The organism is Neorhizobium vignae, from assembly GCF_000732195.1.
Lineage (GTDB): Bacteria > Pseudomonadota > Alphaproteobacteria > Rhizobiales > Rhizobiaceae > Neorhizobium > Neorhizobium vignae.
Map to the genome: position 1 here is coordinate 1 of NZ_JNNU01000025.1, position 24,661 is coordinate 24,661.

A 24,661-nucleotide genomic window follows, 5' to 3' on the forward strand; every position below is an offset into this window, starting at 1 on the left:
TCGAACAGGACGTTGGTTTCGTCCAGAACGACGTTGACGGACTTGACCGAGACGTTGCCGTCGCTGTCACGAACAAACGAGCCGATGAGCTGCTTGGTGATCTCGGTGCCGGCCTGCATGATGCCGGTGGTGGCGTTCTGAGTACCGCCGATTTCGGCCTGGAGCCAGTTTTCGCCGGAGAACGAAGCGGAAGAAGCGATGCTCTTCAGCTGGCTCTGCAGCTGGGTGATTTCTTCCTGGACCTTGGACTTGTCGACGCCCGGTTCGGAAGCGGCAACCAGCTTGTTCTTGATTTCGGTGACGACGTCGATAGCCGATTCCATGGCGGAATAGGCGGTGTCGACCTTGGCGGCGCCGAGGCCGAGAGCGTCCTGAACCGTCGAGAGCGAACCCTTGTCGGAACGCATGGTGGTCGCGATCGACCAATAGGCAGCGTTGTCGGAAGCAGAGCCGACGCGCAGACCGGAAGAAACGCGGCTCTGCGTGGATTCCATGTCGTTGCTGATGCCGCGCAGCGTCTGGAGCGCGGCCATCGCCGACACGTTGGTGAGAATGCTAGCCATAGTTGATTGTCCCTTTGAACGAAATACATGGAGGGGGACATACCGGACTGTATATATTACCGGCACTTCGGTCCGGCATCATGCCAACTCGGTCTCTTCAATCTGAAGGAACACCAAACCCGTCGTGTGAGCCAAATCTCGCAGCAAATCCTTGCTAAGTTCTTTAAACAGCATGGCGACCTGAAAACCCTTCCGCCAGCATCATTAACGAAAGGTGTACGAAGCGCCCGACCTGCGGGAGGTCGGCTTCATGCAAGCTTGGCTTGCCACGATGCGCAGTGAAGCCGATTTGCCGGGACGCCGGCACAACTTTACTGGAGCGGGAAGCCTTGAAACCCCTGAAGATACAACGGCAATACGTCGCAGCACAAAATCACTTCGACAAAAAAGAATATCACGATGTATTGGGCATCCTGAACAAGCTGCTGGATGTGCACAAGGATCCGAGGCACTACGCACTCCTGGGCGCCACCCTGTTGAAGCTCAAGATGAAGACCGAGGCCGCCCAGGCTTTCCAAATTGCCGGCGAGATGGAATCTCCGCATAAGCTCAAGTACACGCGCGAAGCCATGCGCCTTCATTTCTCCAATAACGACGACATCAACGTCCTGCGCCTCGGCGCGCGCAACCTCAAAGAGGCGATTGCCGACCCGGACATGGCCGTCCTGATGTCCGGCGCTCTGATGCGCCAGGAACTGGAAGGCGCCGAAGCTTTCCGCAATACGCTGGCAAGAAGCGACGAGCCGACACACCGCCAGCTCGCTGCCCGCTCGATCCGGCTCCAGGATCGCAGCGATGAAGAAAACAAGTGCATCCTGGAGATCTTCGAGAAAGATCCCGAGGATCGGATCGTGCGCAATTTCTATCTCTCAGCCATGAGAGACGCCCTCGATTACGATATCATCCGCAAATACGAGCCTATCCAGTTCGAGGAAATCGCCAGGGGCGAATTCGAAGCGATCGCCGACGAGGTGTCGCTCTTCAATCTACGCTGGTGCGACGACGAAAAGACGAACGCCATCGCCGGCTCCAGAATGGGCGAGAGAAAGCCCAAAAATGCCGCCTCGAAAAGGCATAACATGCCGCATCGCTGGGGTCATAAATTGCGCGTCGGCTATCTCTCAGCCGACCTTTGGACGGAACACGCCGTCATGAAGGCGCTTCGCGGCATATTGGAATCGCACGACAAGAGCCGTTTCGACATCACCCTCTTCTGCAACGCTCCTGCCGAACGGCTGCGCAACGACAACAACGCCATACGCGAGGAATGGGGCAGGGTAGTCCGGATCCGGGGCATGACGGATGACGAGGCGGCCGAAGCCATCAAGGCCGAGAATATCGACATCCTCGTCGACCTGCAGGGGCATACTGCGGAAAACCGGGTATTCGTGATGAACCGGCAGACCGCGCCCGTGCACGTGACCTGGCTCGGCTATCCGGGCACCGTGGTCAACGTCGATATCGACTACCTCATCGCCGACAGCACGGTGGTTCCGGAAAGCTCCTTCCCGCATTATTACGAGAAGATCTGCTGGATGCCCGAGACGTTCTTCCCGAACGAAGCGGTCCACCGCCCGATGCCGCAGCCGATCGATCGGGCGCTCTGCGACATGCCTCAGGACGCCTTCATCTTCTCGTGCTTCCACAGCCACTGGAAATTCACGCCTGCAACCATCGACCTCTGGGTTCGCGTCCTCAAGGAAACGCCGGAGAGCTATCTGTTCCTGATCTGCCGCGAACGGTTCGGTGCTCGAAAGAACCTGATCAAGGCCTTTGCGGAAGCGGGAATCCCCGAGAGCCGTCTGATGTTCGGCGATCGCGTCAACAACTACGCGGCCTATATCAACCGTATCGGCCTGACCGATCTCGGTCTCGATACCTATCCTTACAACGGCCATACCACGACCTCGGAAAAGCTCTGGGCCGGGCTTCCGATGCTGACGCACAAGGGCAAGAATTTTGCATCGCGCGTCAGCGAAAGCCTGCTGAATGCGCTGGGCCTTCCGGAAATGGTTGCGGAGGACAAGGATGACTTCGTTCGCCGCGCGGTCCACTACTATAACAACCGCGAGGAGCTCAAAGAGGTCCGGAAGCGGCTCGAGGCAAACCGCTTCACGCATCCGCTGTTCGACGCCGAACGGTATTGCAGGCATCTTGAAACCGCCTACACGATGATGGCCGACAAGGCCAAGGCCAAGATCAAGCCCGACCACTTCAGCGTTCCGGCCCTCCCGCCGCGGGAAGGCCCCTTCAGCTTACGCAATAGCTGATATGCGAATGGAAACGGCGGGTATCCCCCGCCGTTTCCATTTCAGCAGCTCTGCTGCCAGTTAATTGAAGGAACGAACCAGGCTTCCGACCAGCAGATTCCAGCCGTCGATCAGGACAAAGAAAAGGATCTTGAAGGGCAGCGAGATCGATGTCGGCGGCAGCATCATCATACCCATTGCCATGGTGATTGCAGCGACGATCATGTCGATGACCAGGAACGGCAGGATGATCAGGAAGCCGATTTCGAAACCGCGCCGTATTTCCGAAAGCATGAAGGCGGGGATCAGGACGCGATAGTCGACAGCCTGCGGCGTACCGACGGACTGGTTTCGCTCCCGGGCGATTTCGACGAAGAGTTCAAGATCCTTGTCGCGCGTATTGGCTGACATGAACACCCTGAATGGTTCCGCGATCCGTTGAACCGCCTCCGCCTCGGTGACCCGGTTCTGAAGAAGCGGTTGGACGCCCTCGGTCCACGCCCTGTCGAAGGTGGGTGACATGACATAGAACGTCATGAACAGCGCCATCGAGACCAATATCATGTTCGACGGCGCGGTCGAGAGGCCCATGCCCGAGCGCAGGATCGAGAAGGCGATCACGATCCTTGGAAAGCTCGTGACCATGATCAGGATGCCGGGAGCGACGGAGAGAACCGTCAACAGCCCGAAAGTCCGGATGATCCACGCGGCTGCGGAACCATCGACCGGCAGATTGAGAAGATCCGCTGGCGATTGCTGGGCGAGCGCGAGCCCGGGTGCCGCCATCAGAGCGACGAACAGGTAGATCAGCCGAATCATGCGATCACGAAGGTCCTTTGCGTCATCTTCGATAGTCACCCTGGCCAAGGCAGGTCAACACCTGTGGGGCGCGTGCGGGGACTCGTACACAGAAAGACGCCGCCGTCGCCGAACCACAATGCCTGGGCTGCCGACGCAATCTTCATTCAGCCTGGCGCAAGTCTGGTCGAATAGCCTCAATCCAGGAATAGCTAATGGACGTACAGAGCCTGGAAAAGCCCCATGCTGGCTCTCGCGTCGATCGGAAGTGCCTCGGAACTCTACCGCTGAGCGTCCCTCGCTTGCGGCGAACCCGCTGCGCTTTCGAACAAATCAGATCGAGGAAATTCGGTGTCTTCCATCAAACTCAGCATATGCATCCCGACTTACAACCGTGAGAAACACCTGCACGATTGCCTGGAACGGTGCCATCGCGATTTCCGCTTCGATTTCCCCTATGAAATCGTCATTTCCGACAACGCCTCGACGGACAATACCGGCGCGGTCGCCAAGGAATTCATCGAGCGGGGAATGCCGATCCGGTACGTCAGGGGCGCGGAGAATGTAGGGATGATCCCCAACATGAGCAGCTCCCTGCGGCTGGGACGCGGCGAATACCTCCTCTACCTCGCCGACGACGATCGCCTGATCCCGCAGGAAGTCGCCAATATCGTTGCTTACCTCGATGAGAATCCGAACATCACGGTCTGCCATGCGCCGTGGGCGATGTATGACGGCATCAACGAAGTCGAGGGCGGACTGTTCTACACGGTCAACGAAGACAAGGTTTTTCCGCAGAAAAGCTTCGCCGAAGTTTTCAACTATATGTTCCGCGGCCACATCTTCCCTGAGATCGGTATCTACCGCGCCAGCGCTTTCCGGTCCTCATGGGTTCCCAGGGATATCTGCTTCTACCCCTTCCCCATGCTTGCCCACTTCCTGGACCAGGGCGACATCGCCTTCCGCAAGACGCCTTTCTATCGTCAGGTCATCGCATCCGGCGTCGAACGCGATCGCGTTCAGGGGGGTGCTCAGATCGCGGCAACCGGATGGGACCAGTACCGCGGCGGCCTGGAATACTTCCTCTACTTCGCATCCAAACGCGGCAAGGTGGGTACCTCGCCCGACGAACGCGCGACCCAGGAGCATCTCTGCAGAAACTTCACGCTGCAGCGGATGGCCGTCTCGATGCGACTGCTCGTCGGCATGCGCGAATACGTGAAGGCGTACGAGGTCTATACCAGAATGGTCTTCGGGGGCTTCGACGAGCATCCGGAAGTGATGTCCTTCAAGGAAGGCGGACTGCTCGCAACGGCGCTGCAGACCCTTTCCTGGCAGCTGGGGGTAACTGCAGGTATCGAGAACCTCGTCATCTCCGGATACCCGGACATCGTAACCCTCAAGGAACGGCTCCAAAGGGTAAGGTTGCCTTCGCGACTGGAGATCATCGACGAGCCGGCGGAACCTACGCCCGCACAACTCGAGAACACGGCGATCCTGGTGCACCAGCCGGAAGAGCGGGCCCGTTTCGTCGAGATGGGTTATCTGCCCAACCTCGTGTTCGCCCAGGATGATCTGATCAGGACCATTTTGCTTTAGCCCACGAAGGCGTTTAGCCCGATCGCCGGAGAAGCCCCATTCGCATGGTCTGCTGACGGTCGTCGTTCAATGGATAGGCCGTCAGTTACGGAGAGACGGAATTGAAAGCTGTAATTCTCGCCGGTGGGTTGGGAACCCGCATCTCTGAGGAGACGCATCTCAAGCCCAAGCCGATGATCGAAATCGGCGGACGGCCGATCCTCTGGCACATCATGAAGCTCTACTCCGCCCATGGGGTGAACGAGTTCATCATCTGCTGCGGATACAAAGGCTACGTCATCAAGGAGTATTTCGCGAACTACTTCCTGCACATGTCGGACGTCACCTTCGACATGGCCTATAACGAGAAGCAGGTCCATCGCCGCAGCGCCGAGCCTTGGAAAGTCACGCTGATCGATACCGGCGAAGCGACGATGACCGGCGGCCGCCTGAAGCGGGTTTCCGAATATCTGCGCAACGAGGAAAGCTTCTGCTTCACCTATGGCGACGGCTTGAGCGACGTGAACATCACCGAGCTCGTCAAGTTCCATCGGTCGCATGGCAGGAATGCGACGGTTACCGCGGTGCATCCACCCGGTCGCTATGGCGCGCTCGAACGTTCCGGCAACCAGGTCACCGGCTTCGTGGAAAAGCCGCGCGGCGACGGCGGCATGATCAATGGCGGTTTCTTCGTGCTTTCGCCGAAATGCATCGACCTCATCGAGGGCGACAACATTCCGTGGGAGTCTGCGCCGATGGCGAACCTTGCCACGATGGGCGAGCTGATGGCCTACGAGCATGAAGGTTTCTGGCAGCCGATGGACACGCTGCGGGAAAAGAACCTCCTCGAAGACCTCTGGGCCTCCGGAAAAGCGCCATGGAAAATCTGGCCGTGACCGGCGGGGCTCGTCCGGACCGCAGTTTCTGGGCGGGTAAACGTGTTGTTCTGACAGGGCATACCGGCTTCAAGGGAGCGTGGCTTTCCATCTGGCTCCGACGTCTCGGCGCCGAGGTCACCGGCATCGCCCTCCCCCCCGAAACGCAGCCTAGTCTCTTTACACTTGCACGGCCTGATCTTAAGGAAAGTCATTTCCAGGATATCCGCGACGCCGCCAAGCTTGCCGAACTGGTACGTTCCGCCTCGCCCGACATCGTGATGCATCTCGGCGCCCAGGCCCTGGTGCGCCCGAGCTACCAGGATCCGCTCGGCACCTTTGCGACCAATGTGCTCGGAACGGCCAATCTGCTCGAGGCGGTCCGTTCAGTTCCGACGGCGCGCGTGATCGTCGCGATCACCACGGACAAGGTCTACCGCAACCTCGAACATGCCTTCCCCTACCGGGAGACGGACCATCTCGGCGGACATGATCCCTACAGCGCCAGCAAGGCGGCGTCCGAGATCGTCATTGCGAGTTATCGCGATTCGTTTCTGCGCGAAAAAGGTGTCGCGGTCGCCAGCGCCCGGGCCGGCAACGTGATCGGCGGTGGCGACTGGTCGGCCGACCGTCTTCTGCCGGACGCGGTCCGCGCCTGGCAGTCGGGCAATACGCTCAGCGTCCGGCGGCCGGAGGCGAAGCGCCCCTGGCAGCACGTGCTCGAACCGCTCTCTGCCTATCTCGTGCTTGCCGAACGGCTGTGGAGCGATCCCGCGATTGGGGATGCCTTCAATTTCGGCCCGATCAGCCACGAGGCAGCGCCGGTGCGCCAGGTGATCGAGATCGCCCGCACATCCTTCGGCCGAGGCGAGGTGCAATATGGCGACGGCACCGAAGGACCGCACGAAGCCGGCTGGCTTGCCTTGGAAACCGCCAAAGCGCGGCATATGCTGGGCATCGAACCGCGCTGGTCGCTGGCGGAGGCTGTCGACCGGACGATGAAATGGTACCGTGCGCAGAACGACGGCACCGACGCACGCGCCCTTTGCGAAGCCGAGATCGCCGAATATGAGGCACGCCGTTGAGCCGCTTCACCGTCACCGATCTGCCGCTTGCCGGCCTGAAACTTATCGAACGCCAGAACCTCGGTGATTCGCGGGGCTTCCTGTCGCGCATGTTCTGCGCCGACGAGTTGGCGTCCGCGGGCTGGGCAAAGCCGGTTGCCCAGATCAACCTGACGATGACGGCGCGGCAAGGCACCGTGCGCGGCATGCATTTCCAGCATCCGCCGCATGCGGAGATGAAACTGGTCAACTGCCTGCGCGGCGCGGTCTTCGACGTCGCGGTGGATCTGAGACGAGATTCCCCCACCTTCCTGAAATGGCATGCCCAGGAGCTTTCCGCCGAAAACCGCCGCTCGCTGCTGATCCCGGAAGGGTTCGCGCATGGCTTCCAGGCGCTGACAGACGACTGCGAACTCCTCTATTTCCATTCGATGCCCTATGCATCCGGTTCGGAAGGTGCGCTGAACGCGCAGGATCCGGTTCTCAACATACGCTGGCCGCTGGAGATCACCGAAATGTCGGATCGGGATCGCGGTCATTCCTTCCTGCCATCACAATTCACGGGACTGACGCCATGAACTGCCGCCACTGCGGTACCACACTCCGCTGCGATTTCCTGGACCTCGGCTTCGCGCCGCCGTCCAATGCGTATCTGACCGCCGAGGACCTGTCCAAGCCGGAAGTCTATTTTCCCTTGAGGCTGCAGGTCTGCGAGGAATGCTGGCTGGTTCAGACCGAGGACTATGCCTCGGCCGAATCGCTCTTCAGTGCCGAATATGCGTATTTCTCCAGCGCATCGACGAGCTGGCTCGCCCATGCAGCCCGCTATGTCGAAATGATCAGCTCTCGGCTCGGTCTCGGCCGGGACAGCATGGTCATCGAGGTCGCATCGAACGACGGTTATCTCCTGAAGAATTTCGTCAAGGCCGGCATACCCTGTCTCGGCGTCGAGCCGACGGCGAGCACCGCCGAAGCCGCCGAGGCGCTCGGCATTCCGGTCCGCCGGGAGTTCTTTGGAGAGGCGCTCGGCAAGCAATTGGCCGGCGAAGGCAAGGGTGCCGATCTCATCCTCGGCAACAATGTCTATGCCCATGTGCCCGATATCAACGATTTCACGCGCGGCCTGAAGGCGGCGCTGAAGGCCGGCGGTACCGTCACGCTCGAATTTCCGCATGTGATGCGGCTCATCGAACACAACCAGTTCGATACGGTCTATCACGAGCACTTCTCCTATCTTTCCCTCTTCACGGTCGGAAAGATCTTCGAAGCGGCGGGCCTGCGCATCTTCGACGTCGAGGAATTGCCGACCCATGGCGGCAGTCTTCGCGTCTATGGCTGCCATGCAGGTGATTCGCGCCAGACAACCGAAGCCGTTACCGCGCTGCTCGGCGAAGAACAGCGCCGCGGCCTTCAGGCGCCGGCGATCTATGCCGACTTCCAGGCCAAGGCCGAAAAGGTCAAGAACGATGCCCTGGCCTTCCTGCTGGACGCCAAGCGCGAAGGCAAGACGGTCGCAGCCTATGGCGCCGCTGCCAAGGGTAACACGCTTCTGAATTTTGCCGGCGTCAAGCCGGACCTGCTGCCCTATGTCTGCGATGCCGCCAGGGCCAAACAGAACAAGTTCATGCCCGGCAGCCACATTCCGATCCTGCATCCGGACGAGATCGTCGCGCGACGGCCGGACTATGTGATGATCCTGCCCTGGAACATCGCGACCGAAGTCCGTCAGCAGCTTGCTTCGCTTGCCGATCAGGGCACCAGGTTTGTAACGGCCGTGCCGGAATTGAAGATCATATGACGCCACTCGTCCTGCTCACCGGGGGAACAGGTTTTGTCGGCCGGCAGGTGCTGCGGGCGCTGACGGAATCCGGTGCGCGCGTGCGGGTGATCCTACGTGAAGGATCGGCGGAAAGCCGGCTTGGCGATCTCTCCGCTGTCGAGAGCATCGTGCGGACGCCGGACCTGTTCCGCGAGCCGGTCGAATGGTGGGCGAAGGCCCTCGACGGCGTCGATACGGTCGCGCATGTCGCCTGGTATGCGGAGCCCGGCAAATATCTGCAGTCAGCGGAAAATATCGTTTGCCTCGAAGGTACGTTGCGCATGGCGCAGGGCGCTGCTCTTGCGGGCGTCAAGCGTTTCGTCGGCGTGGGAACGTGTTTCGAATACGACGTCTCGGCCGGCATGCTCGCCACCGATACGCCGCTGCGTCCGATCAGTCCCTATGCCGGCGCGAAGGCCGCTGCATTCCTGGCCCTGTCGCAATGGCTGCCGCTGCACCGGATCAGCTTTGCCTGGTGCAGGCTCTTCTATCTGTTCGGCGAGGGCGAGGACGAGCGACGGCTGTTTCCCTATCTTCGGACGCAACTTGCCGCCGGCAGACCGGTGGATTTGACCAGCGGCAACCAGATCCGCGACTTCCTGGACGTTCGGGAAGCAGGAAGGCAGATCGCCGATATCGGACTTGGCGACAAAACGGGAGCAGCCAACATCTGTTCCGGAATTCCGGTCACCGTGCGGCAGATAGCCGAGCGGTTGGCCGACGAGTATGGTCGACGCGATCTCCTGCGATTCGGCGCCCGTCCCGACAATCTGGTGGATCCTCCCTGCGTTGTAGGATTAACGAGGTGATGACATGACGACGAAAGATACCCTGCTGCTTTACGAACAGCCGCAGTTGCCGACCTTCCAGAACCGCGTTTATCCCACGGCGGCGGAAGCTAGAAGCTGCGCCAAGGGCGACATACGCCTGGTACAGGACATGAAGACGGGCCTCATCTACAATGATGCGTTCGACCCGAAGCTGATGGACTACGACGGCAATTACAACAACGAACAGGGTGTCAGCCGGCACTTCCACCAGCATCTGGAAATGGTGGCCGGCATCGTCGAGCGGACTATGGGCCGTGAGAACCTGGTCGAGGTCGGCTGCGGCAAGGGCCTCTTCCTTGAGATGCTGCTCGAAAAGGGTTTCGACCTCACCGGTTTCGACCCCACCTATGAGGGCAGCAATCCGCGCGTGAAACGGCATTATTTCGAGGCCGGCGTCGACGTCCAGGGCGAAGGGCTGATCCTTCGCCACGTGCTGGAGCATATCCAAGACCCGTATGATTTCCTCGTCGAACTCTGCAAGGCGAACGGCGGCAAGGGCCGCATCTATATCGAAGTGCCCTGCTTCGACTGGATCATGGAACACCGCGCCTGGTTCGACGTGTTCTACGAGCACGTCAATTATTTCCGCCTGTCCGACTTTCACCGGATCTTCGGCAATGTCATCGAAAGCGGTCGCGTTTTCGGCGGGCAGTACCTCTATGTGGTGGCCGAACTGGACTCGCTGCGACCGCCGGTGCGCGAAGAAGCCGATCGCGTCGCGTTTCCCGCCGACTTCACCCGCACGCTGGGCGACCGAATCGCCGACGGCGACAGCTCGGCGATCTGGGGCGGCGCGTCGAAGGGAGTGACCTTCTCGCTGCTGAAGTCCCGCCAGGGGCAGCCGGTCGACATGGTGATCGACATCAATCCTGCCAAGCAAGGCAAATTCCTGCCGGCAACAGGCCTGATGGTGCAATCGCCGGAACACGCACTGGCGAAACTTCCCCACGGCTCGACCATCTACGTCATGAACTCCAATTATCTCGAGGAAATTCGAATGCTGTCTCACAACGCCTATACCTATGTGGGGATCGACAATGAGTGATTTCACCAAGGAAGTTGAAGCCCGCGTCGCGGCCGTCCCTGGAAACAAGGAGCTGAACGACAGCGCCGCGCAGTTCATGCGCACGTCGATCGCCTCGCAATATTCCTACAACTACTTCTGGCTCGGGCGGCCGATCATCCAGTATCCGCAGGACATGGTCGCCATGCAGGAGCTGATCTGGACGGTAAAACCCGACCTGATCATCGAGACCGGCATCGCCCATGGCGGGTCCCTCATCCTCAGCGCCTCGATGCTGGCGCTGCTGGAACTGTCCGAAGCCGCGGAAAAGGGCGAGGTCGTCGATCCGGCGAAGCCAAAGCGCAAGGTTCTCGGCATCGACATCGACATCCGCCCCCACAACAAGGCTGCGATCGAGGCCCACCCGATGGCATCCCGGATCGAAATGATCCAGGGCTCCAGCATCGCGCCCGAGATCATGGACCAGGTCCGCAAGGTCGCTGCCGGCTATTCGCGCATCCTGATCAGCCTCGACAGCAACCATACGCACGAACACGTTCTCGAGGAACTCAAGCTTTATGCCCCGCTTACCAGCGTCGGCAGCTATTGCGTCGTCTTCGACACCGTTGTCGAGGATCTGCCGAAGGAATTGGCCGGCGATCGCCCCTGGGGGCCGGGCGATAATCCGAAAACGGCCGTCTTCGAATATCTGAAGACCCATCCGGAATTCGAGATCGACAAGTCGATCGAGAACAAGCTGCTGATCACCGTCGCCCCGGACGGCTTCCTGAAGCGCCTGCGCTGAACGAACGGGCCCTCTTCCCGGAGAACCGGAAGAGGGTCCCCACCGGACAGAGACCCGAGCAAACAAAAAAGCGGCCGTTTGGGCCGCTTTTTTTCGTGCGTTGTCTTTGAAATCCGCCTCTATTCGATCACGAAGGAGCGGAACATCACCTTGGCGACCTTGCCCTGCGAGCGAAGATCGACACGTTCCTTGATGTCGTCCTTGAGATACTGGAAGCCCCGCGGACCCTCGATCTGCTGCAGCGAAACGGTGCGCATGTAAGCGAGGATATCCTGGTGGATATTTTCCGCGAGGGCCAGTTCCGGCGGCCCCTTGAACGCGAGCGCGACTTCGAGCCGGATCCAGTTTTCGGACGGATAGGCGAGATTGGTGGTGATCGGCTCGAGGAGAACGACGCCGTTGGCCTCGGTGGAAATATGGGGAAGCCCCTCTTCCTTCTTGCCGGCCTCGCCGTGTTCGCCGCCGGCTGCCGCCGTCTCGTGCTTCTGCGCCGCGTCCGGATCCTTCGGCGCGATCATGCCACCGACGACCCAGCCGCCACCGGCGCCGATCACGGTCAGGATCGCGACGCCCGCGATGACCATGATGGTGCCACTCTTCTTGTTCTTAGCGGCGTCGGCCGCCTGTGCTTCATCCGCCATGGTCTTCAAACCTTCACATCAAGAGACCTTCGCCCAGGTCCGTCAGAAGGGCGAGAACATATCGACGACCTGCTGACCGACCGGCGGCTGCTGGACTTCCGTCAGGCGACCACGGCCGCCGTAGGAGATGCGGGCTTCGGCGATCTTGTCATAGGAGATCATATTGGTGGAATCGACATCCTGCGGCCGGACGATACCGGCAACGTTCAGAATGCGGATTTCGTGGTTGACGCGGACTTCCTGTGAGCCGCTGATCAGGAGATTGCCGTTTTCGAGAATGCCGGTCACGACGGCAGCCACCAGCAGCTTCAGGCTTTCGGCACGCTTGGTCGTTCCCTTGCCCTGCGAATCCGTGCTCGAATCCGTACCGAGATCGCCGGTCGTGCCCGCCTTCGGAGTCCAGCCGAACAGGTTGCTGAGGTTGGCACCCCAGGTCAGGCTGGTCGAGTTCGTGCGGTTGCGTTCCGTCTCGTTGTCGAACGACGCCTTGTCGTTGATCTTGATATCGACCGTCAGGATGTCGCCAACGTTCAAAGCACGCGAATCCTTGAAAAGCGCAGCCTGATTGTCGCTCCAGAGCGAATAGCCGCTGGCCATCTGCCGCGGCTGTTTCGGATAGGACGACATCTGCGGCGCCTGCGCATATTGCAGGCCGCTGCCGATCGGGCTCATCGCCGGCGCATTGCCGATCTCCTTGATCGTCTGGCTAGAACAACCAGCCAGGAACAGAACGGCCATGATGGCGGGAATGCGTTTCGTCATGAGGGCACTTTCGGAACATTGGGAGCGCGTGCTTTCGACGTGTTGGGGTCGGAAGCGCTTGAGATGATCGTGGAGATCATGCCGGCCTTCTGCGGGTCCATTTCCGCGAGGAAAAGGGCCGACTGGCGGGCCGGAAGCTGCATGATGATCGCGGCTGCGACCTCCATGTTCATTTCTCCGAGCTGCGGTGCTGCCGCATCCGGTTTCATCGTCTTGAAGATGTCGACCAGGCCGGCCTGAGCCCGCGCCAGGAAGTCGTTGCGGCGTTTCAGCCAGTCCTGGTACTCGGCGGTACGATCCTGGAGGGCCTTGATGCGGTCGTCGACATCGGCCTGCAGCTTTTCAAGCTCCTGCTTCTGCAGGAGATAACGCTGATCGCGCGCGGCGTCGGCGATATTGGTGCAGAATTTCTGGATCTCGTCGCTGGTCGACGCTTCGGTGACCGGCGGCGGCTGCTGTGCTCCGACCTGCGAAACCAGCGTCAGGACAGCGGCAGCGGCAAGGACGCGGCGCGCCAGCGTCTTGGATACGGAAATGGTGAATAGCGTCTCGGTCATTGCAGGACGAGCTCCGCTTGAAGGGCGCCGGCGGACTTGATGCCTTGCAGGATGGCGATGATGCCGTCCGGCTTGACGCCGATGCTGTTGAGACCGGCGACCAAGGTCCTGAGATCCGGACCGTTGAGGAGCGCGACCTGGCCGCCGTCCTTCATCGCCATGATATCCGTCTGCGGCTGAACCGCCGTCTCGCCACGCGAGAAAGGTTCAGGCTGGATCACCTGAGGTGTCTCCGTGACCTGTACCGTCAGCGTGCCGTAGCTCACGGCAACGCGCGAGATCTTCACATCCGCGCCGATGACGATCGTGCCGGTCCGCTCATTGACCACGACCTTGGCCGGCGTATCGGTTTCGACCACGAGATTCTCGATCTCGGCCATCAGCCGCGTCAGATCGGCGGACTTCGGCTTTTGAACGATCACTTCCTGGCTGTCGCGGGGTTCTGCGATGGGACCGCCGTACCGGCGGGCGGCGAAGCTGTTGACGATATCGGAGACACGTACCGCGGTCGAGAAGTCCGGATTGCGGAGCTGCAGGACGAGGTTTACCGAGTCCTTGAACTTCGACGGCAATTCACGCTCGACGATCGCGCCGTTGGGAACGCGGGCCGCGGTCGTCACACCTTCGGTCAACGTGGCCGCCTGGCCCTGGGCCGAAAAGCCGGACACGACCAGCGCGCCTTGGGCGACGGCGTAGATCTGGCCGTCGGCGCCGGAAAGCGAGGTCATGACCAGCGTACCGCCGCGCAGAGAGGTCGCGTCGCCGAGCGAACTGACCGTGACGTCGATGCGGCTGCCGGGGCTGGCAAAGGGAGGCAGGTTGGCCGTGACCATGACGGCCGCGACGTTCTTGGCGTTGGACTGGCTGCCCTGGGTCGAAATGCCGAGGTTCTGCAGCATCGCCTTCATCGACTGGTCGGTGAAAGGAGACGAGCGCAGGCTGTCGCCCGAGCCCTGAAGACCGACGACAAGGCCGTAGCCGATCAGCTGGTTGTCGCGGCCGGCCTGCAGGGACGCGATGTCCTTGATGCGGGCGGTGACGACATAGGGACCGTCGGCGAACGCCGGCGCGCCACCGAGGAGGGAGCCGATCACGGCAAGCGTCGCAAGGAAGAGACGGGTTCTCATTTCGCCATCACCTGGATCGTCCCATCAGCCATGACGGTACCGCTCACCGTGACGCCCGAATCAATGTTGCGCACACGAATGACATCTCCGACAGCCGCGTTCTCAAGCGGTGCGCCGGAGGCCGAAATCGTCATGGCGCCGATGGTGAAAGTCAGGCGAACCGACTTGCCGCGAGTGACCGCGAAGGCTTCGCGAAGCGCCGAAACCGGGACGGTGCGGCCGGGCAGCAGCGTGCGCTTTGCCACCATGCCCACAACTTCCTCGGTCCTGCGGGCATAGTCGCCGCCGATATTCGGATTGGTGACCTGCACCTCCTCGACCCTGCCCTCGGTGATCTCTTCGCCGGGATAAATGGTCTGGACCGGCACAACGGCCGTCCCCATACCGGCGAGGACCGGCGAGCCAGTCGCGGCAAGAAGAGCTGTCAGGAGCCGCAAGGCCAGCCTGGCGCCAATCGCATTTTTCCGGCGAAACTTCATGTCTGCCCGTCTCCTGTTTATTATTTCAGGTTCTTGCTGACGATCGTAGCCATCTCATCGGCGGTGGTGATGACCTTGGAATTCATTTCGTAGGCGCGCTGCGCGGAGATCAGGTCGGTGATCTCCCGGACGGCGTCGACGTTCGAACTCTCCAGATAGCCCTGCTTCAGATAACCGAAGCCTGGATCCTCGGGGGCTGCCACGATCGGTTCGCCGGATGCGGCGGTCTGTGCAAACAGGTTGTCGCCGAGCGGCTGAAGGCCGGCCTCGTTGACGAAATTGGCGGTGGTGAGCTGGCCGATCTCGGTGAAATCCGGGGAATTGCCGATGCGGACCATGACCTGGCCGGTGCGGGTGATCTTGGTTTCGCTGACGTCTGCCGGGAAAGTGATATTCGGCACGACCGCATAACCGTCGATCGTGACCAGCTGGCCGTCGGCGTTCTTGTTGAAGGCACCGGCGCGGCTGTAGAGCGTCTGGCCATCCGGGGTCTGGATCTGATACCAGCCTCGGCCGACGATCGCCACGTCGAGATCGTTCTCGGTGTGGGTCAGTTCACCCTGGGTGTGGATGTTGCGGACAGCCGAGGTCTGCACGCCGAGACCGATGTTCGCGCCTTCCGGCACGATCGCCTGGTTGGCGCGGTTCGGCACGCCCTGGGCACGCTCGCTTTGATAGAGAAGATCGGAAAACTCGGCGCGGGCGCGCTTGTAACCGGTCGTGTTGATGTTCGCGATATTGTTCGCGATGACTTCGAGATTGGTCTGTTGGGCATCCATGCCCGTTGCTGCGACGGAAAGCGCTCTCATGTCTTCGTCCTCAAACTCTAGATCTGCATTTTCGTGACTTCGAGATAGGCGGAGACGATCTTGTCGCGCAGCGCCATGGCGGTCTGGAGCGACTGCTGCGCTTCAAGAACCGCATCGACGACTTCACGGGTATTCGCCTTGCCCTGGATGGCCTTGAACGACATCGATTCCGCGCCCTTCAGGCTGTTCATCGTGTCCGTCGCCATGTTGGCCATGATGCTGCCGAAATCCATGCCGGTATTCTGGCCGGGCGTCGTCGCGATGCCGCCGGCGAGCGTGGAACTGCTTGCGGAACCGACCTCGTCGAGGCCGTTGGTCAGCGAGAGAGAGCTAAGGTTTTGAATCTTGTCGATCATTGTCCGGCCTTCAGAAGGTCAATCGTCGCTGCGATCAGTTCGCGCGTCTGCTTGATGGTCTGGATGTTTGCGTCATAGGAACGATTGGCTTCGCGCATGTCGCCCATCTCGATCAGCATGTTGACGTTGGGCATCTTGACCATGCCCTTGGCATCGGCGGCCGGGTGGTCCGGATCATATTCCTCGATGAACTTGGAGCTGTCGTTGCCGAGCTTCTTGACCTCGACCACGTCCACGCCGCTTGCCTTGTCCAACTCGGAGCCGAAGGTGATCGTCTTGCGGCGGTAGGGGTCGGCACCGGGCGTGTCGCCGGTGGAGCGGGCGTTGGCGATGTTTTCGGAAACGATGCGCAGACGTGTCGACTGCGCCTCCATTCCCGATCCAGCGATCTTCAAGGAGGCTGAAAGCGGATCCATTTGCTTACCTCTTAACTAACGTCAGCATCATGCTGTGAAACGATTTCACTAGTCCTGTGCTCAATTCGTATTGGCGTTTGATTTCACCCGTCTTCGTCAGCTCATCGGCCAGCGAGACGGTATTTCCGGATTCCTGGACGCCGATTTCCTCGTTCAGCTCCGACGCCTTGATGTCGATCTCATCGCTGAGGTCGTTGCTGGCAAAATGGGCCGGATTGGTGCGGGCCATCGGAACATGCGTGCGGTCCAGCACCGAATCGAAAGGCGTGATGTCCTTCGCCTTGAACTTCGGCGTGTTGGCATTCGCGATGTTGCCCGCAACAACTTCCTGGCGCACCGAAAGCCATTCGGCCTGACGGGATGCCATTTCGAACAATTGAATCGGTTGCATAGGCTTGTCTCCATCTTCTGTCCGGAAACTATGCCAGTAACCTTGCGTCGGACTTACGGGCGAGCACTCCCGCCCGTATCCTGATAAACTTCTCCGCTGGAAGTAATGATCACCCACTTGCCGCCACGTTGTTCGAGCGTGGCGAGCTTGCTATTGTCCGGCAAAACCGAGCCGACGCGGACCATGTACATGCCGGATCCGTCCTCGATGAGCGCGCGGCCGTTGGCGACGTGAAGCAGCCGGAAATTGCCCCGGCCCGGAAAGGGCTGTTCTTCCTGCAGATTGGCGTCCTTGCGCGTTTCGCCGAGGGACGAGGTGGTGGCCGTGGTCAGCGCGTCCATCGGCTCGACAGGCTTCGGCCAATCGTCCTTGGAACTGTCGGTCATGGCGAGAGGCGATACGGTGACGACCGAGCGCGCGGCGCCCGGGGGCAGATCGCGCGTGCGGCCAAGCGCTTCCGTCCGGATGCCGAACTTGTCGGCGTTCAGGAAGACGTACCATGGAAAAAAGGCGGAGGCTGCGGCCAGAGTGATGCCCGTCGCGACCAGGATCTTGTCGCCCAATCGCGACCGAGCCTCTTCCGATTGAGCTGCCGCTTCCTGGTTGTTCTTTTCGCTCATCGAATAATCACCTTCTGGCTATGGCCGACTGCGGATTGCCCTGCCCTGCCGCCGCCCGCAGCGCATTGGCCAGGTCCGCGTAAGCGTCGAGCGTCGGCTTTTCTCCCGGCGTCTGCTTCAAGACTTCATAGATGACCGGCACCTGCTTGATCGCCATGTCGAGATCCGGATCGCTGCCGGCGCGATAACCGCCGATCAGACGCAGGTCGCGGGTCTCCTCGTAGCGGTGCACCAGCGATTTCAGGCGCGACACCAGCTTTTCCTGATCCTCGGTCCAGGCCTTGCGGGCAAGACGCGAAATCGAGGAGAGCGGGTTGATCGGCGGGTAGCGGCCTTCCTCGGCAAGCGAACGCTCGAGAACGATGTGACCGTCGAGAATGCCGCGGGTCGAGTCGGCGATCGGGTCGTTGTGGTTGTCGCCATCGACGAGGATCGAGATAATCGCTGTGATCGTACCCGTTCCTTCGACGCCCGGGCCGGCGCGTTCAAGCAGGCGCGGCAGCTCGGTGAAGACCGACGCCGGGTAGCCGCGGGCGATGGGCGGTTCGCCGGCTGCAACGGCGACCTCGCGAATCGCATGGGCAAAACGGGTGACGCTGTCGGCAATGAACAGGACGTTGTCGCCCTGGTCGCGGAAATGTTCGGCGATGGTGATCGCCACCAGCGGGGCCATCTTGCGCAGCATCGGGCTTTCGTCGCTGGTCGCGACGACGGCGATCGATTTCGACATGTGCTCGCCGAGTGTATCCTCGATGAATTCGCGCACTTCGCGGCCGCGCTCGCCGACCAGCGCGATCACCACCTTGTCGAAGGAGTCGGCTCTGGCGAGCATCGAGAGAAGCGTCGACTTGCCGACGCCCGAGCCGGCGAAAATACCGAGGCGCTGGCCGAGGCAGAGCGGCGAGAAGATGTCGATCGCCCGGACCCCGGTCCTGAAACCCTTTTCGACGCGGCTGCGTGTCATCGAAGGCGGAGCGGTATTGGCGATCGAACGCGGATGAAGGCCGCGCCCGACCGGGCCCTTGCCGTCGATCGGCTCTCCGAGCGAATTGATCGTACGTCCACACCAGCTATTGTCCGGCGCGACACGGAAGGCGCCCTTGCGGATCACCGTATCGCCGATACCGATCGGCTCGCCGGGTTCGATGGGGCAGACGTAGATGATGTCCGGCTCGACGCGGACCACTTCGCCGAGATGGATGCCGGTCGCGCTGCGATGGGCGACGAATTCGCCAAGCCGCACGTGTTTCGACAAGCCCGCGACGGTGTAATGGCCTGCAGCGATGGTCCTGACATGACCACCGTGGGCGACCGAGAAGGCCGGATCGGAATAACGGGCCGAAAGGCCGGCAAGCTGAGCCAGCTTGCCGCCGTTGACTGCATCGAGGATAGCCGCTTCCATCATGGTGGGCCCTCTTTCCTATCGTTTAGGCGTTGGAGCCGCCGAGTGTCTTGATCGCATCGTCCAGCGAGGTCTCGCTATCGCGCATCAGCGACGAGATGCTTTCGAAAGCGCGATTGACCTGGATCAGCTGGGTCATCTCGCGGATGCCGTTGACGTTCGCCCCTTCGAGGTAACCCTGAACAACGGAGTTCTCGATGCCCTCGAGCACCGGCTGCGGGGTATCGACGGTGATGACGCCGGAGTTGTCGTGGCGGACGAAGCCCTTTGTGACGTCAGCCGTGAACAGACCGAGGCTGGCGACCGGCTGTTCGTTCTGCCGGATGATGCCGTCGGAGCCGACAGTCGGAGGGCCGCCGTCGCGGTTGAGCTGGATCGGAGCACCACCGGCATCGAGAACCGCATAACCGCGGATCGAACGGAGCTGGCCGAGTTCATCCATCGTGAAACGGCCGTCGCGGGTCAGCACCTGGCCGGCCGGCGTATCGATCGCGAACCAGGCATTGCCCTTGATTGCGAAGTCCAGCGGGTTGCCCGTGCGCTGCATTTCACCGGTACGGGTCGACAGATAGTCGTTGCCCTGGGTGACGAACGCGACCTTCGCACCGATATCGTTCTGGGTCTTGCTCAAGACCTCGTCGAACTTGACCTCCGTGGAACGAAAGCCGACGGTGTTCATGTTGGCCATATTGTCGGCGATCGTGTTCAAGCGGCGCTCGAGCGCGATCTGGGAAGAGATGCCGACGTAAAGTCCGGATTGCATATCATTTGCCTCCGAGTTTCAGGTTATTGATCGAGATCAGAAGATCCGGGGAAATGCCGCTCGACGATGGGGAGTTGAAGACGGCGAGCGGATCGTAGCTGTCGGTGGGGTTGCTGATCTCCCACATCGCCGTAAACCGCTCGAGAAACTTGTTGACCTTGGCCGGGTCCTGGAAATCCGCGATCTTGACCGTGTCTTCGATGTATTGGGCCTGGCGGTCGAGGTCGGCGCCGATCATCTCGGCCGACATGCCAAGCGCGGTACGCATGACTTCCGAAAGTGCGTCGTCGGCAAGAACTTCCATGCCGGATTTGATCGTGGGGGCGGTGCGTTCGAAATAGAGCGCCAGCCGGACGCCCATGTTGTCGACGCCCGCATCCTCTTCCAGGGTCTGGCGCTGGAACTTGTCGACGACGCCCTTCTGGGCCCTGTCGAAGGAGGTAGCGGTGGTGCCGAAGGCGGCAAAATTCAGGGATTCGGCGAGCTGCGAATAGCGACTGTCGGAGAGCTGGTTGGCGAAATCCGCCTTGTTGTCGGTACCCTCCGTCAGGACCTTGCGGATGAATGCCTTGGCATAAGCCATGTCCTCGAGACCGTGGGCCTTCAGCGCGTAATTATAGATGCGCGTATCGGCCATGAAGTCGTCGATGGTTTTGATACTGCCGATCTTGGAGAGATAATATTCGCTCTCGCGCGCAACTTCCGGCTTTTCGGCGACGCGTTCCAGCGACTTCGACATGTCGCGGCTAATCATTGCGTAGCTGGCATAGGTCGTGATCACGATAGCTCTACCTAAGTCCGCGGAAGCGGCGGACGTCGCTGCGGAGCGGGCAATCCGGTCCGATCGTGGGCAGAACTAGGCTCGAAGACTTGTGCGAAGCTGTTCCGGAACTGCTTTCATTAGCGTCTCCACAGCCAGCCTCACGCAAGCCAGACGCCTTATCCCCAAGACAAACGAAAACGATCGGGCACAGGTACGCGATGAATATTATTATCGGCTTTGTCATCACCGTTGGCTGTATTCTCGGTGGCTTCATGGCCATGGGTGGCCACATCGACGTCCTCATCCAGCCCTATGAGCTTCTGATCATCGGCGGCGCCGGTCTCGGCGGCTTCATCATGGCCAACCCGATGAAAGTCGTGAAGGACAGCGGCAAGGCACTCGGAGAGGCCTTCAAGAACGCCGTGCCGAAAGAGCGCAACTATCTCGACGTTCTCGGTGTGCTTTATTCGCTGATGCGCGACCTTAGAACCAAGTCGCGCAACGAAATCGAGGCGCATATCGACAATCCGGAGGAATCGCCGATCTTCCAGACCGCTCCGACGGTGCTGAAAAACAAGGAATTGACCGCCTTCATCTGCGACTACGTGCGCCTCATCATCATCGGCAATGCCCGCTCCCACGAGATCGAGGCGCTGATGGATGAAGAAATCAACACCATGTTCTCCGACAAGATGAAGCCCTATCACGCGATCACCGCGATGGGAGATTCCTTTCCGGCCATCGGTATCGTCGCCGCCGTTCTCGGGGTTATCAAGGCGATGGGCAAGATCAACGAATCGCCGGAAGTTCTCGGCGGCCTCATCGGTGCGGCTCTCGTCGGCACCATGCTCGGCATCTTCCTGTCCTATTCGGTCTGCAACCCGCTGACCTCGCAGATCAAGATCGTCCGCACCAAGCAGCATCGCCTGTACATCATCGTCAAGCAGACCCTGCTTGCCTACATGAACGGCTCCGTGCCGCAGGTCGCGCTCGAATACGGACGCAAGACGATTTCCAACAAAGAACGGCCCTCGATCGACTCGGTCGAGCAGGAAATGATGAATCCTGGTGGAGAAAAGGCGGCATGATGACGTCGAACCAAACAAACCAATCACCGGCGCCGGGCATGGACCTGGCGCTCCTGGCAAAACTGACCGGAGGTCTCGGCGACAAGAAGACCGTCGAGAAGATCAGCAGCGAATTCGCGCAGCTCTATGCGGAATTCCTGCCGGACGTCTTTCACAGCGAAACCGGCATCCGGATCGGCGTCTCCTACGTGAGCTGCACATCCGGCCTGATGACCGATCTCATCACCGATCTCGGCGATGGGTTTGCCCTTTGCGACGGATCCCTGCGCAACTGGTCCCCGAACTTCGTGCTCGGTTGCGGCAACAGTTTCGTAATTGCACTCATGGAACTGATGCTGGGCTCCGCCCCCAACACGATCGAACAGCCGATCGAACGTCCGCTTTCGGATATCGAACTCGACCTCGCCGTGATGGTTTTCGAGCGGATCGCCGATGTGCTGCGCTCAGGAGTCAACGCGCAGGGGAGCTTCGAAGCAAGCCTTGAACGGCCTCATAACGCCGAAGACCGCCCAAAGCCGGACGATCTGGCGCGCCCGGAATTCGGCGTCTCCATCCGCATGGCGTTCGAGCTCGGTACGGTGACCTCCGAATTCGCTCTCGTCATCCCTCAACGTGCCTTCCTGAAGACCACGGTCACCGCGCCGAAGTCGAAAGCTCAGGCTTCCAAGGCCAAGCAGGAATGGACGGACCGCCTGAACGACCAGGTCCGCCGCTCGCATGTCACCCTGGAAGCCCGTATCCGCCTGCAGAAGCTGACGCTCGGTACGATCTCGCGGCTCGCAGCCGGCGACGTGATCGCTTTCCAGGACAAGCGCGATGTCCAGGTTCAGGTCAGTGCAAACGGCCGGGATATGTATTCGTGCGAATTCGGACGGTCCGGCGAGCGGTATACAGTCCGCGTAAAGGATAACATCAGCACGGACGACGAGATTCTCCAACACCTGATAGGCTAGACCCGCGGCCAGCCCGTTGCCGGCTTTTTCGCCAAGGCAGGCTGACGCAAGTTTCAACAGGAATAATCACCGCATGGCTACGAAGAAGACACCTCTCACCGACGACGACTCGCTGATGCCGATCGGCAATGATGCCGATCTGGATCAGGCCATCGACGATTTGCGCGGCGTCTTGAAGACGGATGCCGACGGCGGCGCGCCTGATTTCGATGCCGATTTCGGCTCGTCCGCAACCTCGGATTTTTCGGCCGACGCTCCGTCCTTCGGCGGCGGCTTCGAAGCACCGGCCGATACATTCGGCAGCAGCTTCGGTGGCGGTGCCTCGGGTCTCGGCGGCGCAAAGAGCTTCGGCGGCAACGATTTCGGCAGCTCGACATCCAGCAGCACCACCTACCAGGAACCGGGCAGCGCGCTCAACGCCAATCTCGACCTGATCATGGATATCCCGATCGACGTCGAGATCGTGCTCGGTACGAGCCGCATGCAGGTCTCGGGCCTGATGACCCTCGAGGAGGGTGCGACGATCGCACTCGACAAGAGGATCGGCGAGCCGGTTGAGATCGTGGTGAACGGACGCCGCATCGGCAAGGGTGAAATCACCGTGCTGGAAAATGACGACACGCGTTTCGGTGTGCGACTGACGGAAGTACTGAGCACGAGAAGAACCTGATCCCTGTTTGGGACAGAGAAGGAAGACCATGATGGACTTTGAGGATTTCGGTGGTAGCGCCCTCTCGACGAAACCGTTGTCCAAGGCCGAAAAGGCCGCGGCAGTGCTCTTGGCTATGGGCAAGGGCGTCGCTGGCAAGCTTCTCAAGTATTTCACCCAGGCCGAGCTGCAGAACATCATCGCCTGTGCCCAGAGCCTGCGCGCCATCCCCCCGGACGAACTCCTCGAACTCGTCAACGAGTTTGAGGACCTGTTCACCGAGGGCACCGGTCTCATGGACAATGCCGCGGCGATCGAGGGCATTCTCGAAGCGGGCCTGACGCCGGAAGAAGTCGACGGGCTGCTCGGCCGCCGCGCCGCTTTCGACGACTACCAGGCCAATATCTGGGACCGCCTGCAGGATGCCGATCCGGCATTCGTGGGCAAATTCCTGTCGCGCGAACATCCTCAGACGGTCGCCTACATTCTTTCGCAGATGCCGTCGATCTTTGGCGCCAAGGTCCTTCTCCAGCTTCCCGACAGCCGCCGCGCCGATATCATGAACCGCGCCGTCAACATGAAGGAAGTCAGCCCCAAGGCCGCGCAGATCATCGAGAACCGGGTGATGGAACTGATCGCGGCAATCGAAGCCGAACGCAACTCGAACGGCTCGAACAAGGTTGCCGAGCTGATGAACGAGCTCGAAAAGAGCCAGGTCGATACCCTGCTCAATTCGCTCGAGACGATCAGCAAGGACTCCGTCAACAAGGTCCGCCCGAAGATCTTCCTCTTCGAAGACCTGCTCTACATGCCGCAGCGCAGCCGCGTCATGCTGCTCAACGACGTCGCAGGGGACATTCTCACGATGGCGCTGCGCGGTGCGACCAACGAGATCAAGGAATGTGTTCTCGCGGCGATCAGCCCGCGCCAGCGCCGCATGATCGAAAGCGATCTGGCGGTTCAGAACATGAACCTCAATCCGCGCGAAGTGGCGATTGCCCGTCGCGCGATCGCACAGGAAGCGATCCGGCTCGCCAATTCGGGCCAGATCATGCTCAAGGAAGAAAAGAAGGAAGGCGACAAGCCGGCCGAGGCCGCCTGACCTGCCGATTGAGGCGCACGAAGGAAGCGGAGCGGGAAATTCCCGCTCCGTTTTCGTTTCGGCCAGCCTTTCGCCGATATTTTCGGGCCACCCACAGTCTTTTTCTTGACTCGATTAGCGGCTAGCAGGCGATGCGGTAACATCGCGGGCGGCGGCGGCCGATTCGTTTGAGCCACGTCCTCGCAACCGGAAGACCGAT

28 protein-coding genes are annotated in these 24,661 nt (G+C 60.6%); 13 read left to right on the forward strand and 15 right to left on the reverse strand.

The genetic code is table 11. From position 1 onward, the window contains the following. The coding region (locus GQ59_RS26485; RefSeq protein ID WP_037087066.1) for a flagellin N-terminal helical domain-containing protein at nt 1-563 on the reverse strand (563 nt) is incomplete at its 3' end. 329 nt (nt 564-892) lie between these two features. Between GQ59_RS26485 and GQ59_RS26490 the strand changes: the two genes are divergently transcribed. Then, on the forward strand, nt 893-2,833 hold the full coding sequence (locus GQ59_RS26490) for an O-linked N-acetylglucosamine transferase, SPINDLY family protein (RefSeq protein WP_162183324.1): 1,941 nt from the start codon (nt 893-895) through the stop codon (nt 2,831-2,833). A gap of 60 nt (nt 2,834-2,893) precedes the next feature. Here GQ59_RS26490 and fliP read toward each other — a convergent pair whose 3' ends face one another. Next, on the reverse strand, nt 2,894-3,631 hold the full coding sequence (fliP, locus tag GQ59_RS26495; RefSeq protein ID WP_037087067.1) for a flagellar type III secretion system pore protein FliP: 738 nt from the start codon (nt 3,629-3,631) through the stop codon (nt 2,894-2,896). A gap of 330 nt (nt 3,632-3,961) precedes the next feature. On the opposite strand from fliP, the gene GQ59_RS26500 reads away from it, so the two are divergent. The 8 genes from GQ59_RS26500 (at nt 3,962) to GQ59_RS26535 (ending at nt 11,584) form a co-directional block, all read left to right on the forward strand. Further along, the gene (locus tag GQ59_RS26500; RefSeq protein ID WP_037087068.1) at nt 3,962-5,209 is read left to right on the forward strand and encodes a glycosyltransferase family 2 protein; all 1,248 of its coding nucleotides are present in this window, start codon (nt 3,962-3,964) and stop codon (nt 5,207-5,209) included. A gap of 101 nt (nt 5,210-5,310) precedes the next feature. Next, nucleotides 5,311-6,084, forward strand: coding sequence for a glucose-1-phosphate cytidylyltransferase (rfbF, locus tag GQ59_RS26505; RefSeq protein WP_037087070.1), 774 nt, complete (start codon nt 5,311-5,313; stop codon nt 6,082-6,084). Continuing rightward, entirely contained in the window at nt 6,066-7,148 is a 1,083-nt protein-coding gene (gene rfbG / locus GQ59_RS26510) for a CDP-glucose 4,6-dehydratase (RefSeq protein ID WP_051904224.1), read from the forward strand. The genes rfbF and rfbG overlap by 19 nt, the downstream gene beginning before the upstream one ends. Next, nucleotides 7,145-7,705 carry a dTDP-4-dehydrorhamnose 3,5-epimerase family protein gene (locus GQ59_RS26515; RefSeq protein WP_037087072.1) on the forward strand — a complete coding sequence of 187 codons (561 nt, stop codon included), beginning with the start codon at nt 7,145-7,147 and terminating at the stop codon, nt 7,703-7,705. The genes rfbG and GQ59_RS26515 overlap by 4 nt, the downstream gene beginning before the upstream one ends. Then, entirely contained in the window at nt 7,702-8,925 is a 1,224-nt protein-coding gene (locus GQ59_RS26520; RefSeq protein ID WP_152564468.1) for a class I SAM-dependent methyltransferase, read from the forward strand. Before GQ59_RS26515 ends, GQ59_RS26520 begins: the two co-directional genes overlap by 4 nt. Beyond that, entirely contained in the window at nt 8,922-9,755 is an 834-nt protein-coding gene (locus GQ59_RS26525) for an NAD-dependent epimerase/dehydratase family protein (RefSeq protein ID WP_037087073.1), read from the forward strand. Before GQ59_RS26520 ends, GQ59_RS26525 begins: the two co-directional genes overlap by 4 nt. A 4-nt stretch (nt 9,756-9,759) precedes the next feature. Further along, nucleotides 9,760-10,821, forward strand: a complete 1,062-nt coding sequence (locus tag GQ59_RS26530; protein ID WP_037087075.1) for a class I SAM-dependent methyltransferase — start codon at nt 9,760-9,762, stop codon at nt 10,819-10,821. Continuing rightward, on the forward strand, nt 10,814-11,584 hold the full coding sequence (locus GQ59_RS26535; RefSeq protein WP_037087076.1) for a cephalosporin hydroxylase family protein: 771 nt from the start codon (nt 10,814-10,816) through the stop codon (nt 11,582-11,584). The genes GQ59_RS26530 and GQ59_RS26535 overlap by 8 nt, the downstream gene beginning before the upstream one ends. Before the next feature lie 119 nt (nt 11,585-11,703). Here the strand turns inward: GQ59_RS26535 and GQ59_RS26540 are convergent, their stop codons facing one another. The 13 genes from GQ59_RS26540 to GQ59_RS26600 are packed head-to-tail and all read right to left on the reverse strand — an operon-like array spanning nt 11,704 to nt 20,688. Then, nucleotides 11,704-12,225: a flagellar basal body-associated FliL family protein gene (locus tag GQ59_RS26540; protein ID WP_037087077.1), complete on the reverse strand. Its 522-nt coding sequence runs from the start codon at nt 12,223-12,225 to the stop codon at nt 11,704-11,706. A gap of 42 nt (nt 12,226-12,267) precedes the next feature. After that, on the reverse strand, nt 12,268-12,987 hold the full coding sequence (gene flgH, locus GQ59_RS26545; RefSeq protein ID WP_037087079.1) for a flagellar basal body L-ring protein FlgH: 720 nt from the start codon (nt 12,985-12,987) through the stop codon (nt 12,268-12,270). After that, on the reverse strand, nt 12,984-13,544 hold the full coding sequence (locus GQ59_RS26550; protein ID WP_037087080.1) for a MotE family protein: 561 nt from the start codon (nt 13,542-13,544) through the stop codon (nt 12,984-12,986). The genes flgH and GQ59_RS26550 overlap by 4 nt, the downstream gene beginning before the upstream one ends. Next, nucleotides 13,541-14,671, reverse strand: a complete 1,131-nt coding sequence (locus GQ59_RS26555) for a flagellar basal body P-ring protein FlgI (RefSeq protein WP_037087081.1) — start codon at nt 14,669-14,671, stop codon at nt 13,541-13,543. The genes GQ59_RS26550 and GQ59_RS26555 overlap by 4 nt, the downstream gene beginning before the upstream one ends. Continuing rightward, nucleotides 14,668-15,150 (reverse strand): flagellar basal body P-ring formation chaperone FlgA, encoded by a 483-nt coding sequence (flgA, locus tag GQ59_RS26560; RefSeq protein ID WP_152564469.1) that lies wholly within the window; start codon nt 15,148-15,150, stop codon nt 14,668-14,670. The genes GQ59_RS26555 and flgA overlap by 4 nt, the downstream gene beginning before the upstream one ends. A 20-nt stretch (nt 15,151-15,170) precedes the next feature. After that, entirely contained in the window at nt 15,171-15,959 is a 789-nt protein-coding gene (flgG, locus tag GQ59_RS26565; protein WP_037087082.1) for a flagellar basal-body rod protein FlgG, read from the reverse strand. A 17-nt stretch (nt 15,960-15,976) separates the two neighbouring features. Continuing rightward, entirely contained in the window at nt 15,977-16,315 is a 339-nt protein-coding gene (fliE, locus tag GQ59_RS26570; RefSeq protein WP_037087084.1) for a flagellar hook-basal body complex protein FliE, read from the reverse strand. Continuing rightward, nucleotides 16,312-16,731 (reverse strand): flagellar basal body rod protein FlgC, encoded by a 420-nt coding sequence (gene flgC, locus GQ59_RS26575; protein WP_037087085.1) that lies wholly within the window; start codon nt 16,729-16,731, stop codon nt 16,312-16,314. Before flgC ends, fliE begins: the two co-directional genes overlap by 4 nt. Before the next feature lie 4 nt (nt 16,732-16,735). Next, nucleotides 16,736-17,122: a flagellar basal body rod protein FlgB gene (flgB, locus tag GQ59_RS26580; RefSeq protein ID WP_037087087.1), complete on the reverse strand. Its 387-nt coding sequence runs from the start codon at nt 17,120-17,122 to the stop codon at nt 16,736-16,738. Between the two features lie 53 nt (nt 17,123-17,175). Then, the gene (locus GQ59_RS26585) at nt 17,176-17,742 is read right to left on the reverse strand and encodes a hypothetical protein (protein ID WP_037087088.1); all 567 of its coding nucleotides are present in this window, start codon (nt 17,740-17,742) and stop codon (nt 17,176-17,178) included. A 7-nt stretch (nt 17,743-17,749) separates the two neighbouring features. Beyond that, nucleotides 17,750-19,147 carry a flagellar protein export ATPase FliI gene (gene fliI / locus GQ59_RS26590; protein ID WP_046628183.1) on the reverse strand — a complete coding sequence of 466 codons (1,398 nt, stop codon included), beginning with the start codon at nt 19,145-19,147 and terminating at the stop codon, nt 17,750-17,752. Nucleotides 19,148-19,169: 22 nt separating this feature from the next. Next, nucleotides 19,170-19,907 carry a flagellar basal-body rod protein FlgF gene (flgF, locus tag GQ59_RS26595; RefSeq protein WP_037087090.1) on the reverse strand — a complete coding sequence of 246 codons (738 nt, stop codon included), beginning with the start codon at nt 19,905-19,907 and terminating at the stop codon, nt 19,170-19,172. Between the two features lies 1 nt (nt 19,908). Continuing rightward, nucleotides 19,909-20,688 carry a DUF1217 domain-containing protein gene (locus tag GQ59_RS26600; RefSeq protein WP_037087091.1) on the reverse strand — a complete coding sequence of 260 codons (780 nt, stop codon included), beginning with the start codon at nt 20,686-20,688 and terminating at the stop codon, nt 19,909-19,911. 200 nt (nt 20,689-20,888) lie between these two features. On the opposite strand from GQ59_RS26600, the gene motA reads away from it, so the two are divergent. The 4 genes from motA (at nt 20,889) to fliG (ending at nt 24,462) form a co-directional block, all read left to right on the forward strand. Then, nucleotides 20,889-21,758 (forward strand): flagellar motor stator protein MotA, encoded by an 870-nt coding sequence (motA, locus tag GQ59_RS26605; protein ID WP_037087092.1) that lies wholly within the window; start codon nt 20,889-20,891, stop codon nt 21,756-21,758. After that, entirely contained in the window at nt 21,758-22,711 is a 954-nt protein-coding gene (locus tag GQ59_RS26610; RefSeq protein WP_037087181.1) for a FliM/FliN family flagellar motor switch protein, read from the forward strand. The genes motA and GQ59_RS26610 overlap by 1 nt, the downstream gene beginning before the upstream one ends. Before the next feature lie 73 nt (nt 22,712-22,784). Further along, nucleotides 22,785-23,381 carry a flagellar motor switch protein FliN gene (gene fliN, locus GQ59_RS26615; protein ID WP_037087094.1) on the forward strand — a complete coding sequence of 199 codons (597 nt, stop codon included), beginning with the start codon at nt 22,785-22,787 and terminating at the stop codon, nt 23,379-23,381. A 28-nt stretch (nt 23,382-23,409) separates the two neighbouring features. Continuing rightward, nucleotides 23,410-24,462, forward strand: a complete 1,053-nt coding sequence (fliG, locus tag GQ59_RS26620; protein ID WP_037087096.1) for a flagellar motor switch protein FliG — start codon at nt 23,410-23,412, stop codon at nt 24,460-24,462. The last annotated feature ends 199 nt before the right edge of the window (nt 24,463-24,661 follow it).

What these genes read in the sequence shown, in the direction of transcription:
- flgA (WP_152564469.1), bottom strand. Translation starts at nt 15,150, where the DNA reads ATGAAGTTTCGCCGGAAAAATGCGATTGGCGCCAGGCTGGCCTTGCGG.
- flgH (WP_037087079.1), bottom strand. Translation starts at nt 12,987, where the DNA reads ATGACGAAACGCATTCCCGCCATCATGGCCGTTCTGTTCCTGGCTGGT.
- GQ59_RS26550 (WP_037087080.1), bottom strand. Translation starts at nt 13,544, where the DNA reads ATGACCGAGACGCTATTCACCATTTCCGTATCCAAGACGCTGGCGCGC.
- GQ59_RS26585 (WP_037087088.1), bottom strand. Translation starts at nt 17,742, where the DNA reads ATGAGCGAAAAGAACAACCAGGAAGCGGCAGCTCAATCGGAAGAGGCT.
- flgF (WP_037087090.1), bottom strand. Translation starts at nt 19,907, where the DNA reads ATGCAATCCGGACTTTACGTCGGCATCTCTTCCCAGATCGCGCTCGAG.
- fliI (WP_046628183.1), bottom strand. Translation starts at nt 19,147, where the DNA reads ATGATGGAAGCGGCTATCCTCGATGCAGTCAACGGCGGCAAGCTGGCT.
- rfbG (WP_051904224.1), top strand. Translation starts at nt 6,066, where the DNA reads ATGGAAAATCTGGCCGTGACCGGCGGGGCTCGTCCGGACCGCAGTTTC.
- flgB (WP_037087087.1), bottom strand. Translation starts at nt 17,122, where the DNA reads ATGCAACCGATTCAATTGTTCGAAATGGCATCCCGTCAGGCCGAATGG.
- GQ59_RS26520 (WP_152564468.1), top strand. Translation starts at nt 7,702, where the DNA reads ATGAACTGCCGCCACTGCGGTACCACACTCCGCTGCGATTTCCTGGAC.
- flgG (WP_037087082.1), bottom strand. Translation starts at nt 15,959, where the DNA reads ATGAGAGCGCTTTCCGTCGCAGCAACGGGCATGGATGCCCAACAGACC.
- flgC (WP_037087085.1), bottom strand. Translation starts at nt 16,731, where the DNA reads ATGGATCCGCTTTCAGCCTCCTTGAAGATCGCTGGATCGGGAATGGAG.
- GQ59_RS26540 (WP_037087077.1), bottom strand. Translation starts at nt 12,225, where the DNA reads ATGGCGGATGAAGCACAGGCGGCCGACGCCGCTAAGAACAAGAAGAGT.
- fliE (WP_037087084.1), bottom strand. Translation starts at nt 16,315, where the DNA reads ATGATCGACAAGATTCAAAACCTTAGCTCTCTCTCGCTGACCAACGGC.
- GQ59_RS26535 (WP_037087076.1), top strand. Translation starts at nt 10,814, where the DNA reads ATGAGTGATTTCACCAAGGAAGTTGAAGCCCGCGTCGCGGCCGTCCCT.
- fliG (WP_037087096.1), top strand. Translation starts at nt 23,410, where the DNA reads ATGATGGACTTTGAGGATTTCGGTGGTAGCGCCCTCTCGACGAAACCG.
- GQ59_RS26525 (WP_037087073.1), top strand. Translation starts at nt 8,922, where the DNA reads ATGACGCCACTCGTCCTGCTCACCGGGGGAACAGGTTTTGTCGGCCGG.
- motA (WP_037087092.1), top strand. Translation starts at nt 20,889, where the DNA reads ATGAATATTATTATCGGCTTTGTCATCACCGTTGGCTGTATTCTCGGT.
- fliN (WP_037087094.1), top strand. Translation starts at nt 22,785, where the DNA reads ATGGCTACGAAGAAGACACCTCTCACCGACGACGACTCGCTGATGCCG.
- fliP (WP_037087067.1), bottom strand. Translation starts at nt 3,631, where the DNA reads ATGATTCGGCTGATCTACCTGTTCGTCGCTCTGATGGCGGCACCCGGG.
- GQ59_RS26555 (WP_037087081.1), bottom strand. Translation starts at nt 14,671, where the DNA reads ATGAGAACCCGTCTCTTCCTTGCGACGCTTGCCGTGATCGGCTCCCTC.
- GQ59_RS26530 (WP_037087075.1), top strand. Translation starts at nt 9,760, where the DNA reads ATGACGACGAAAGATACCCTGCTGCTTTACGAACAGCCGCAGTTGCCG.
- GQ59_RS26610 (WP_037087181.1), top strand. Translation starts at nt 21,758, where the DNA reads ATGACGTCGAACCAAACAAACCAATCACCGGCGCCGGGCATGGACCTG.